Origin of the sequence: Dysgonomonas sp. Marseille-P4677 (assembly GCF_016652235.1) — a bacterium.
Taxonomy (GTDB): domain Bacteria; phylum Bacteroidota; class Bacteroidia; order Bacteroidales; family Dysgonomonadaceae; genus Dysgonomonas.
On the sequence record NZ_JAEPKU010000126.1, the window covers coordinates 1 to 12,754 of the forward strand.

A 12,754-nucleotide genomic window follows, 5' to 3' on the forward strand; every position below is an offset into this window, starting at 1 on the left:
ATATATAATATTCTTGCATAAAAAACGAATATAAATTATAACTAATAAAATGTATATTTGTAGTCTATTAAATAGTCCAATGTAGCCTATAAGATCATGAAGACAGAATAACTTAAATACAAAGACAAAATGAGCCTAGTGAGTAATAGTTTAATACAAAAAAATACATTTTATTTAATCTTGATTTTCAGTAACTTTATATTTTTTAGTTTAAAAGCCCAAGTTACAATTGGCAGTGATGAGCCTCCTTTAAATGGAGCTCTTTTAGATTTAAAAGAAATCGGTACTACTAAAAAAGGATTGAATCTTCCGCGTGTAATATTAACTTCATTAATTATACCAAGTGGGGAAACAAGTTTATCAACAACTATTAGCGGAGCCACTGGAGCATGGGAAAAAGACAATCACATCGGTTTACTAGTTTATCATGTGGGAAAGTATGATGCTTGCGACTCTCAAAGCTTTCCTCAAGGACTTTATGTTTGGGACGGTAATAAATGGCAATATATTGGCCAAAAACCACCGAGAGCTACCGAGGTAGAAGAATTTACAGATTCCCGCGATGGGCAAGTGTATCTTTACAGAAATTTTGGAACTGCTGGTGATTGGATGTTAGAAAATATGCGATATATAGATGCCAGTTTCACGGCTGGTACTGGAAGTGACGATCTTACCGGCAGACATTACGCATATCCTAAGGTAAATACTGACCCTTCTACCCCGGGAACTATTCCTTCCAGTTGGAGGTTAGAGCAAGGTTTATTATATTCCTATTCTGCTGCTACTTTAGGGGAACAGGCTGAAGAGACTGTAGATCAGGGACAAGGCGAAGCAGATGAGGGACCTAGCATCCCGATTCAGGGAATATGTCCTCAGGGATGGCATATTCCAAGTGATCGTGAATGGAATGATTTGGAAAGAGAAATCTACAATAACGCCGAAACATATAGCCAATATACTTCGGCTAATGGACTTCCTTTCAATCCAACAACTTGGGATAATATTTGGGAGACGACTGATAATCCCCGAGGTTCAGATTCTTCTGAAGGTCACGGAAAGGCTATGCTGAGTACATGTCCACCAGTTAATAGTCCTTATGGTATTACTGAAGGAAAAAGTCTTACTATAGAACAAGGTGGATTTAATGCCTTGCTTACAGGGACGATAACCGATGAATTAGACTTTGCTTACGGACAGGGTGCTGTTTTTTATACAAGTAGTGTTCAAGAAGAAAGAGCTTGGATTCGATATTTGTATAGGCAAGGTTCAGCCGTAGTTCGGGGAACATATCCTCGTAATGCCTTATTCTCTATAAGATGTAAGAGAAATAACTAGAATTTATTTAAATCTTAAAACATTTATTCATATAATACTTTAAGAATAGAAGGATGGCAAGTTTTGAAAACTTGCCATCCTTCATTTTACATGGTTGAACTGTCTTTATCCGTTAATTTTCTTCATACTTACAATCGAATCTAATACCTTACAGGAGAATCCCCATTCATTGTCGTACCATGCAACAACTTTTACAAAAGTAGGGCTCAACATTATCCCTGCTTTTTCATCGAAAATAGCCGTGTTTGAATTGCCTATCATATCAGAAGACACCACTTCTTCATCTGTATATGCCAAATAGCCTTTCAATGCACCTTGACTGGCTTTTTTCATTACCTTACATATATTTTCATAAGTAGTTGGCGTAGATAATCTGGCTGTAAGATCTACGACCGAGACATCTAAAGTAGGAACCCGGAAAGACATTCCCGTTAGTTTTCCATTCAGTTCTGGAATTACTTTGCCTACTGCTTTAGCTGCTCCTGTAGATGATGGGATTATGTTTCCTGACGCTGCACGGCCACCTCTCCAATCTTTCATTGACGGACCATCTACTGTTTTTTGTGTGGCTGTTGTAGAATGAATGGTACTCATCAAAGCCTCTTCTATTCCAAATTCATCATTCAAAACTTTAGCAACAAGAGCCAAACAGTTTGTTGTACACGATGCGTTAGATATAAACTGTGTACCTTTAATATATTTATTGTCATTTACTCCCGGTACAAACATAGGAGTGTCGTCTTTCGATGGCCCTGACATAACTACATATTTAGCTCCCGCATCAATATGTCCTTGCGCTTTTTCCTTAGTCAAAAATAGTCCTGTTGATTCTACAATATATTCTGCACTCACTTCATCCCATTTCAAATTAGCAGGATCTCTTTCCGATGAAATACGAATTATATTATTATTTACAATAAGTTTATTGCCTTCAACTTTTATATCTCCATCAAATTGCCCGTGAATCGTATCATATTTAAGCATATAAGCAATATAATCAGGATCAATTAAATCATTGATACCCACAATCTGAATATCATCTCTTAGTTGCGCAGTACGAAAAACAAGACGTCCTATACGTCCGAAACCGTTAATACCTACCTTAATTGCATTCATAATAATTTGATTTTTAATAATAAAACAATCTTAGAACCTTTTATTTCATAAAGATAATGAATAATTCAAATGTCTGTTATGACAAAAAATATGGAATTTCTGCCATATGAAATATCTTTCCAATAAGAATGATTAATTTTGAAAAAATAAAAGTGTAAAGGATATGAACAAACAACATAGTATTAAGCATATAGTAATCATAGTACCACCAGACTCAACATTATTAAATGCAGTCGGTCCTTTAGAAATATTCAGTAAAGCAATTGATAAGTTCGATCTGATACAAGGCAAAGTAGGCTTTAAATACCAAACACATGTTGTTTCAATAGAGCGTTCTACTATAATAAATACATCGTCAGGTTTAGCTATTATAGCAGAGAGTTGCTATATTGATATTACATATCCGATTGACACTCTCATTATTTCAGGATTACCAAGTACTCAACATTATAAGCTTTCTCCTGATTTCATTCTATGGATACAGGAACAATATAAACTTGTGAGAAGGATATGCTCGGTTTGTTCAGGAGCTTTTCTATTAGCTCAGGCTGGCATACTCGATGGGAAAAAAGCTACTGCTCACTGGTCGAAATGTGACGAACTTCAACAAAAATTTCCACAAATAAAAGTAGAACTGTCGCGTATCTTCGTAAAAGACGGAAAGGTATACACTTCAGCAGGTATCACTTCGGGAATGGATCTGGCAATTGCATTATTGGAAGAAGATTTCGGACATCCTTATGCCTTGTATATCGCACGTTGGATGGTATTGTCAATGAAACGGCAAGGAAATCAAATACAATATAGTACATTTTTGGATTGTCAGAGTATTGAACATTCTCAAATCCGCAACATATGTCAGTGGATAGTAATGCACCTAAGCGAGGATCTGACTGTGGAAACTCTAGCTGAAAATGTAGCAATGAGTCCTCGCAATTTCGCTCGTGTATTTGTACGTGAACTTCATATTACTCCTGCAAAATATATAAACAGATTAAGAGTAGATTATGCTTGTCGATACTTGATAGATACTGAAATGTCATTAGACGAAATTGCTGTTGAATGCGGATTGAAAAATGCAGAGAACTTACGTCGGCAATTTCTTAATATATTGGAAGTAACTCCGTCTCAATATAAAAAAAGTTTTAGAACATCTTTATGCTAAAAGATATACAATAGTATAATCTGCCATATAAAAGAGCTATATTTGATTGTAGAATCAAATAAATTTTAAAATATGGGTTATTCTAAAGATATCGTGGTTTGGATAACAGGCGCTTCTTCCGGATTAGGGGAAGCTTTGGCTGTTGAGTTTGGACGCCAAGGAGCAAAGATTATTTTATCAGGACGGAACATGGAGTCCTTAGAATCTGTTCAATCTAAAATATCTGATAGTAGAATTGTTGCTTTTGATATAAGTGATCCTAGTATTCTTAAAGAAAAAGTGGACGAAGCGATAGCTGCATACGGACACATCGATATTGTAATACATAATGCCGGAATAGCACAAAGTTCAACAGCATTCGATACAGAGAGTGATGTTGAAAATAAGATATTGCAAGTAGATTACTTTAGTCCTATTCAATTGAGTAAATATCTTCTACCTCATTTTATGGAACGGAAGAGTGGACATATTGTAGCAGTTTCGGGTTTGTTAGCATATTTAAACTTGTCGGGCAGATCAACCTATGCAGGCGCAAAAGCTGCACTCAACGCCTATTTTGGATGTCTGAGAGCTGAAGTTAAGCCTTTAAATATTAATGTCACTGTCTTGATTCCTGGCTCATTATCTACTAATTTGGTCAATAAAGCTTTGACTGGAGACGGTAATATAGTCAAGAATAAAAGAGATGTACAAGGATATCCATTAGATAAAGCTGCTAAAAAAATAGTATCTGCTATCTCAAAGAAAAAGTATCAGACTTACGTAGGTAGCAAAAAAGAATTTATTATGTGGAAATTACATGGGTTATATCCAAACTTTGTCATTAAACAGATATTAAATAGATAGGATAGGGTAGTTCCCTCTTCCCATATATATTATTCCCCTTAACAGGCTACTCAATCGGAGGTTTTGGTTAAGGGGAATAGTTTTTCATCTTTTGTCTCCATAAAATTTATAGACTTTTCTCATTCCTTCCTTTTTACTTATAACCAACCTCTTATTCACTCATCTTTAATTTATATAACCAATATCTAGCCAAAGTATTACATATCTGTTAAGATTTCATGATTATAAATTAGGGATTAAAATCTGATCAATCAAAGCTTCACGTTAATTATAGGATATAATTAAAACTTCATTCTTAATGCCTCTAATACAAAATTCTTAATTAATAAATTATACTGAAATAAGTTCAGTATTGGATCGATAATTTCAGCAAAAGATACTTAATAAGCGCATATACAAATTAATCAAAATTAAATAAGGCGTTAACCATTTCATAATAATTATTAAAGAGATTTGCTGCGCACAAAAAACAGTATGTGGCTGAAATACTATCACTTTATATTCTAAATAATTTAAATTATAACAATTATGACTATTTCTTATTATTATCGATGCATACTTATCGGTGTTGCATGTTTTAATTTGAGCGGGGTCCACTCTAAAGTATTATTGAGAGATAATGACAGGGCCTTTTCTGTAAAACATGAAGCACAGACTCATGATATAAGTATTCAGAAGCAAGTACAGAAAAAAATTACAGGCACCATCACAGATGTTTTCGATAGCCCTTTAGTAGGAGTTAGCGTTATAGAAAAAGGTTCTACTAACGGAACCTCTACCGATATTGATGGTAAATATACGCTAAATGTTCCTCTTGGCGCAACGATTCAATTTTCCATGATCGGATTTGACAGCAAAGAAATAAAAGTATCTGAAACAAATATATACAATGTTACTCTAGAAGAAAACTCCCAACTATTAAGTGATATTGTTGTTGTTGGATACGGAACTCAAAAGAAGGTTAATCTGACCGGAGCTGTTGACAATATCACAGCAAAAGAACTAGAAGACAGACCTGTTTCAAATATAGCTCAAGCCATACAAGGCAAAATGCCCAACGTAAACATTACATTCTCGGGAGGAGAGCCTGGTTTAGGTGGTAGTATAAATGTACGAGGACTCACATCTATAAATGGGGGAGGGCCATTAATCCTGATTGACGGAATACCCGGAGACATGAACCGTATAAATCCCAATGATATTGAATCGATCTCGGTTCTAAAGGATGCGGCTGCATCTGCAATCTATGGAGCACGTGGAGCTTTCGGTGTTATTTTGATTACAACTAAAAATGCGAAAGAAGGGAAAATGAGTATTTCATATAATGGTTTTTTTGCATCATCAAGTCCAACCGTAAGTACCGACTTTTTAACAAATGGATATGAATCGGCAAAATTGAATGATGAAGCTTTCTTACGCAGCAAAGGAAATACATATACTCGATATACAGAAGAAGACTATGCAGAGCTGGAAGCGCGCCGTTACGATAGGACTGAAGACCCTAGTCGCCCATGGATTGTCATTAAAAATATAAAAGGGAAAGACATATATAATTATTATGGAAACTATGATTGGTGGAATACCATGTTTACTAAACACCAATTATCACATTCGCATAATGTAAATATTACAGGAGGAAATGATAAACTCAATTTTATGTTATCGGGAAACTTTTATACAAAAGAAGGCATTATGAAAATAAATAAAGACAACTTCAAGTCTTATAATTTCCGAAGCAAAATAAGTGCTCTGATACTCCCTATTCTAAGACTGACCAACAATACTCAATATTACGATAAGAAATATGAATATTATGGAAAAGAAGGTGGAGGAAATAGTAACTTTACAAATATAACTGTACATGCTCTGCCTGCTTACGCACCTTTCAATCCTGATGGAACTTCAACATACAACACCTTGAAAAATAATTATTCGATAGGTGATGGCTCTTTAGCCCTACTTGCAGATGGTAATTCAAGAGGTGCAAAGGGGATCCATGAGTTTCAAACAACAACAGGAATAGAATTAAAACCTATAAAAGAAATTACCGTCAATGCTGATTATACGTATTCACATTATATTGCTGACGATTGGTACAGGGCTACTGTTATTAAATATTCTATCGAACCGGGTATTTTACAAGATGTACCTAATTATAACACTGATGAGTATACAAAGACGATGTGGTTCGATCCAATGCATGTAGCAAACGCTTATGCAAATTATTCCGATATATTCGGTAAACACAACATAGCTATTACCGCCGGAATGAATTATGAGAGCAAAGAGCACCAGCGCCTTATGGGGTCCAGAAAGAATCTTTTATCACAAACCCTCAATGACCTAAACTTAGGTACGGGTGATATGGAAGTCGGAGGAGGAAGTTATAAATATACTCTGTTCGGAGCTTTTTTCAGAACAGCATATAACTATAACGATAGGTATCTATTAGAAATAAATGGAAGATATGATGGTACCTCCAGATATAAAAAAGAAAATAGATTCGGTTTTTTTCCTTCTTTTTCTGGAGCATGGAGAATTAGTGAGGAACAATTCTTTGGTAATATAAAAAATACAATAGATAATCTCAAAATAAGAGCTTCATACGGAACTCTAGGTAATCAGCTCATAGGAAGTAGCAGTACATCAGCTAACTACTATCCATATATTTCATCGCTTGGAATGGGATTAAGTAACTGGATTATGAATGGTAATAAAACTCAAACAGTCAGTGCACCCAGCCCCATTGCTATAAATCTTACGTGGGAAAAAGCAACAACAACCAATATTGGCTTGGATTTCGGCCTATTACACAACAGACTAAGTTTTACAGGAGATTGGTATATACGTGATACAAAAGACATGCTAATCCCGGGAGCAACATTACCAGCTGTCTATGGAGCAAGTTCTCCAAAACAAAATGCAGGAGATCTCAGAACAAAAGGATATGAGTTTTCTATAAGATGGAGTGATCAATTGAATTTAGGAGGAAAACCTATTAATTACGAAGTTTTTGCATCACTTGGTGATGCAAAGTCCAAAATAACCAAATTTGATAATCCCACTAAGTTATTAACAAATAATTATGTAGGAAAAGAATGGGGTGAAATCTGGGGCTTTAAAATAGACGGTTTCTTCAACTCTGATGAAGAAGCAGCGGCGTGGAACGTAGACCAATCTCTTTTTGCCGATAATGTAAATAACGCCTCGGGCGATTGGGCCCGCTTGAGAGGTGGTGATGTGAAATTTGTAGATATTGATGGAGATAAGAAAATAACCAAGGGAAAGAATACATTAGATGATCATGGAGATTTAGTTAAAGTAGGAAATTCCGAACCGCGTTATAACTATTCGTTTGGAACTAATCTAAACTGGAATAATATAGATCTATCAGCCTTTTTTCAGGGAATAGGAAAAAGAAACTGGTATCCGGGCAGTAATGCCGATAAATACTGGGGCCCATTTTCTCGTCCATATTATTCTTTCTTGCCAAAAGATTTCTCCAATCTGCTTTGGACTGAAGATAATAAGGATTCATATTTCCCAATTCTGAGAGCCTATACAGCATTAGGAGCTACAGGGCCTTTGGGTGTTCCTAATAATAGATATATTCAGAATATAGGTTACCTGCGTCTGAAAAGTCTTGTTGTCGGATATTCGCTACCTAATCAATTGATAAAAAAAATAGGGCTTCAAAAATGCAGAGTCTATCTCAGTGGAGAAAACCTGCTTACATGGACTCCTTTAGAAACAGACTATATAGATCCCGAACAACCTATAGCTGACAGTAACGGTCGTACTTACCCTTTGTCAAAAACTATATCCATCGGTTTAGATATTAAATTTTAAATTAGAAAAACAATGAAAAAAATATACTTATTTTATCTAATTGGCTTGAGCTTTATACTACATTCCTGCTCTGATCTGGATCAATTACCAATGGACTCAATAGATCCTTCAATATATTTCAAAACTGAAAACGACCTGAAGTTATATACAAATTCTTTTTATAATATGTTACCATCGGCAGAGGGCGTTTATAATGAATCTGTAGATAATATCATTAAAAGTAGTATTTCTTCAGAGGTACAAGGAACCCGTAGCGTTCCTACTTCGGGAGGAGGATGGAGTTGGGGTAATCTCAGGAACATAAATTTTTATCTTGAACGTTCTATAAATTGTCCTGATGAAAAAGCTCGGAACCGTTATGATGCCGTAGCTCGTTTTTTTAGAGCATATTTTTATTTTGATATGGTAAAACAATTTGGAGATGTGCCTTGGTATGATAAAGTAATTTTGGAAACAGATACTGAAGCTTTAACAAAATCAAGAGATTCTCGCACAATTGTAGTGGATAAAATTATAGCCGATCTGGATTTTGCAATAGCTAATCTTTCTGAGAAAAAGATGACTAACGAAATATCAAAATGGACAGCCTTAGCTTTAAAATCCAGAATTTGTCTATTTGAAGGAACATTCCGTAAATATCATCCCGAATTTAAATTGGCTGGTGCAGAAACATTATTAGATCAGTCTATAGCCGCATCTGCATTGTTAATCGAAAAGAGTGGATATTCAATCTATTCTACAGACAAGCCTGAATCTGATTATCTGAATTTGTTTGCGGCTATAGAACCCATCGAAACAGAAATCATTCTGTCCAGAAATTTTAGTGACGGACTTCAGGTATATCATAATGTAAATTATTATACAATGACAGCTTCTTACGGAAAACCCGGCCTTGAGAAACGATTGGTAAATACTTATTTAATGAAAGACGGGAGTCGTTTTACAGACAAAGCAGGCTATGCGACAATGATCTATACAGAAGAAGTAAAAGACAGAGACTTACGTTTGTCTCAAACAATTAGAACTCCGGGATATACACGTATTGGAGAAACAGAGACCTTGGTTCCTGAGTTTGGCTCTACTGTAACCGGTTATCAACTCATAAAATTTGTAGCCGGAAGACAATATGATACTTACAATAAAGCATGTAATGCTATGCCAATATTCAGGTATGCGGAAATCTTACTTAATTATGCAGAAGCCAAAGCTGAAAGAGGAACTTTAACTCAACAAGATATTGACAAGTCTATCAAGCTATTGAGAGATAGAGTTCGTATGCCTAATTTGATTTTGACCGAAGCTAATACTAATCCAGACCCTTATTTAGTGAAATTATACCCTGCAGTTTCAGGTTCAAATAAAGGTGTACTTCTAGAAATAAGGAGAGAACGCAGCATAGAATTAGTTATGGAAAATTTCAGATGGGATGATATTATTCGTTGGAAAGCTGCCTCTATTCTAGCAGAGCAATTTAAAGGTATGTATTTCCCTTCTGTTGGGGCTTTCGATTTGGATGGAGATTCTAAACCTGATGTCTGTATATATGAAAAAACAAAACCAAATCTGGGTAATATTCAGTATCTAAAGCTGAATAGTGATATTAAACTGGAGAATGGAACAAGTGGTAATATTGTTGTAAATCCTCAAATTAAGAAAAAATGGGATGAAAACAAAGATTATTTATATCCGATACCTATTCAAGAACGATTATTGAATAAGAATCTTACGCAGAATCCCGGTTGGGAAGATGGTGTTAACTAGAAAAAAATAAGCACTCTTTTTTATTACTTTCTGTACCGCATTAATTGCAATATTTTTGTAAATTGTCGGTACAGAAATTTTAACTAACTAAACTAATATTCAAGATGAAAACTTTAACGATCTGTTCGATCCTATTACTTTTTTCTTCTACCTTATTAACTGCCCAAAATGTTCTCCCTAAAGAAGAAAATTCTATCAGAATCTTATCATACAATACACATAATTGTATTGGAATGGACAATGTCACCGATTATGATAGAATAGCTAATGTCATACTGAATATTGCTCCTGATGCAGTAGCACTTCAGGAACTAGATAGCGTCACATCTCGAAATAAACACTTCGTTTTGAAAGAAATCGCTGACCGTACATTGATGTACCCAACATATGGAGCAGCTATCGATTATAAAGGTGGAAAATATGGAATAGGAATACTTTCGAAAGAAAAGCCTTTGAATTCAAGAACTGTACAACTACCCGGCCGGGAAGAGAAGCGATTATTGCTCATTGTCGAGTTCGCTAAATATGTTTTATGTTGCACTCATTTATCCCTAAATGAAGAGGATAGAAATTTATCTGTTCCTATAATACTTGAAGCGATCAAAGATATAGATAAGCCTTTGTTCCTGGCTGGAGATATAAATGATACAATAGAATCTCCCATGCAAACATCTATGTCCGAAAAGTTTACTGTTTTGAATAATCCAAAACAAGCGACTATAGGCTCAGGGAATAATATGAGATGTATCGATTTTATATATGGTTATCATAATGGAAGCACATATTCTGTTATTTCCAGACAAGTTGTAGACGAACAAGTTGCCTCCGATCATAGACCTCTCTTTGTCGACGTAAGGTTGAAGACAGATAAATCTAAGATATTCAGAACAAAGCCTTATCTTCAAAATCCGACAAATAATGGTATCTCCATATTGTGGCTCACTAATGTGCCGGTTCATAGTTGGGTGGAGTACAGTACCGATAAACAACAATGGATCAAAGCTGAAACTTTAGCCGATGGACAAGTTGTATGCTATAATAAAAAGCATAAAATAAGATTGAATAACTTAAAACCCGGGATAAAATATTATTATCGTGTTTGCTCCCGTGAAATGACTTTATATGAAGCCTATAAAAAAGAATTCGGAGATACTGTATACTCTGATATATATTCTTTTAAACTACCTGCATCGAATGAAAAAGACTTTACTGCATTAATATTTAACGACCTCCATAGAAATAAAGAGTTGATGGATTCACTCATATATCAGATAAAGAATATAGATTTCGATCTTGTTTTTTTCAATGGAGATATAATTGATGATCCTAAAAACGAAGATGTGTCAGTAGACTTTTTATCATACATAAACGAAAAGATTAACGCTGCCGAACATCCGGCCATTTATTTACGAGGAAATCATGAAATAAGAAATGCTTATTCAATAAAACTTAGAGAATTGTTTGATTATATAGATGATAAAACATATGGGGCTTTTAATTGGGGAGATACACGTTTTGTCATGCTAGATTGTGGAGAAGATAAACCTGATTCAACCTCTGTATACTACAATTTGAATAATTTCACTAAATTACGTATTGATCAAGCTGATTTTATAAAAGCTGAAATTAAGAATAAAGATTTTATAAATGCAAACAAAAGAGTACTTATACATCATATTCCAATTTATGGACTATCTTCAAAAGGATATAATCCTTGCTTAGAATTATGGCATCCATTATTACAATCAGCTCCTTTTAATTTTAGTATACATGGGCATACCCACCGTTTTGCTTATCATCCAAAAGGTAGTTTAAGCAACAATTTTCCTGTAATCATTGGAGGTGGGAAATCAACAAAAGATGGTACTGTTATGGTTTTAAGAAAAAAGAATAACGAACTCAGATTGGAAGTATTGACATCTACAGGTTTAAAAGTACTTAATATGACAAATTAAAACTTATTATACATAAATAATTATTGAAAAGAGTCTTAGAGGAAAGTAAATTATAGCCTCTAAGGCTCTTTCACTTAATAAATTAAATGGTGATATTAGACTATTCTAAATAAACGTAAAAGTTTATTTGACAAGATATTTATTCATCCGTCAGTAAGATTAGCTTTACTGACGGATATTTTTTTGAGAGTTTCAAATAAATATTAATGCTGCAAATATTAAGTCGACTGTCTGATCACTATCTCAGCATCTAAGGTAATAGTTTCGCAAGGGGAATCCGGTTCATTTATCCTTTTTATTATTTCTTTAGCCGACACTTGTCCCATTTCTTCAAAAGGTTGCTGTATGGCCGTTAATTGTGGAGTAACAATTGTACTCAAATAAGTACCTGAAAATCCACAAACAGCCACATCCTCAGGAACCTTAATACCTTGTGATAGCATATAGTTTAATGCGCCAATTGCCAATGTTTCGCCGAAACTAAAGATAGCATCAAAAGGAATATTCTTACTTAAGAAGTTTTTTATCACACGCTCTCCCTCCGAACGCTCGTTTTCCCCCTCTATCATTAATTCCGGATCGAAAGGTATTTTAAATTTGGACAATGAGTCTTTATAAGCTCTTTTTCTGTCTTCTGTATTAGGTATTCTTTGAGGACCTGCTAGGTGAAGTATTCGTTTTCGCCCCGATCTGATCAAATACTCCATCATCTGTCTCTTATACACAC

The 12,754-nt window shown here is 34.7% G+C and carries 8 protein-coding genes; 6 read left to right on the forward strand and 2 right to left on the reverse strand.

The window, feature by feature from the left end; genetic code table 11:
• The first annotated feature begins 129 nt into the window (after positions 1-129).
• Positions 130-1,335, forward strand: a complete 1,206-nt coding sequence (locus JGH11_RS16270; protein WP_201113574.1) for an FISUMP domain-containing protein — start codon at positions 130-132, stop codon at positions 1,333-1,335.
• Between the two features lie 105 nt (positions 1,336-1,440).
• On the opposite strand, the gene gap is transcribed toward JGH11_RS16270, so the two are convergent.
• Positions 1,441-2,451 (reverse strand): type I glyceraldehyde-3-phosphate dehydrogenase, encoded by a 1,011-nt coding sequence (gene gap / locus JGH11_RS16275; RefSeq protein ID WP_201113583.1) that lies wholly within the window; start codon positions 2,449-2,451, stop codon positions 1,441-1,443.
• 163 nt (positions 2,452-2,614) lie between these two features.
• Here gap and JGH11_RS16280 point away from each other — a divergent pair, with 163 nt between their 5' ends.
• The 5 genes from JGH11_RS16280 (at position 2,615) to JGH11_RS16300 (ending at position 12,027) form a co-directional block, all read left to right on the forward strand.
• Positions 2,615-3,616, forward strand: coding sequence for a GlxA family transcriptional regulator (locus JGH11_RS16280; protein ID WP_201113585.1), 1,002 nt, complete (start codon positions 2,615-2,617; stop codon positions 3,614-3,616).
• A gap of 72 nt (positions 3,617-3,688) precedes the next feature.
• Entirely contained in the window at positions 3,689-4,462 is a 774-nt protein-coding gene (locus JGH11_RS16285) for an SDR family NAD(P)-dependent oxidoreductase (RefSeq protein ID WP_201113588.1), read from the forward strand.
• A gap of 528 nt (positions 4,463-4,990) precedes the next feature.
• Positions 4,991-8,311, forward strand: a complete 3,321-nt coding sequence (locus JGH11_RS16290) for a TonB-dependent receptor (RefSeq protein WP_201113590.1) — start codon at positions 4,991-4,993, stop codon at positions 8,309-8,311.
• Between the two features lie 12 nt (positions 8,312-8,323).
• On the forward strand, positions 8,324-10,072 hold the full coding sequence (locus JGH11_RS16295; protein ID WP_201113592.1) for a RagB/SusD family nutrient uptake outer membrane protein: 1,749 nt from the start codon (positions 8,324-8,326) through the stop codon (positions 10,070-10,072).
• Between the two features lie 104 nt (positions 10,073-10,176).
• Complete coding sequence (locus JGH11_RS16300) at positions 10,177-12,027, forward strand: metallophosphoesterase (RefSeq protein WP_201113594.1); 1,851 nt, start codon at positions 10,177-10,179, stop codon at positions 12,025-12,027.
• A gap of 218 nt (positions 12,028-12,245) precedes the next feature.
• Here the strand turns inward: JGH11_RS16300 and JGH11_RS16305 are convergent.
• A partial coding sequence (locus tag JGH11_RS16305) for a LacI family DNA-binding transcriptional regulator (RefSeq protein ID WP_236264044.1) occupies positions 12,246-12,754 on the reverse strand: 509 nt, incomplete at its 5' end.

Coding starts and splice junctions, on each gene's coding strand:
- JGH11_RS16270 (WP_201113574.1), top strand. CDS start 130: ATGAGCCTAGTGAGTAATAGTTTAATACAAAAAAATACATTTTATTTA.
- gap (WP_201113583.1), bottom strand. CDS start 2,451: ATGAATGCAATTAAGGTAGGTATTAACGGTTTCGGACGTATAGGACGT.
- JGH11_RS16280 (WP_201113585.1), top strand. CDS start 2,615: ATGAACAAACAACATAGTATTAAGCATATAGTAATCATAGTACCACCA.
- JGH11_RS16285 (WP_201113588.1), top strand. CDS start 3,689: ATGGGTTATTCTAAAGATATCGTGGTTTGGATAACAGGCGCTTCTTCC.
- JGH11_RS16290 (WP_201113590.1), top strand. CDS start 4,991: ATGACTATTTCTTATTATTATCGATGCATACTTATCGGTGTTGCATGT.
- JGH11_RS16295 (WP_201113592.1), top strand. CDS start 8,324: ATGAAAAAAATATACTTATTTTATCTAATTGGCTTGAGCTTTATACTA.
- JGH11_RS16300 (WP_201113594.1), top strand. CDS start 10,177: ATGAAAACTTTAACGATCTGTTCGATCCTATTACTTTTTTCTTCTACC.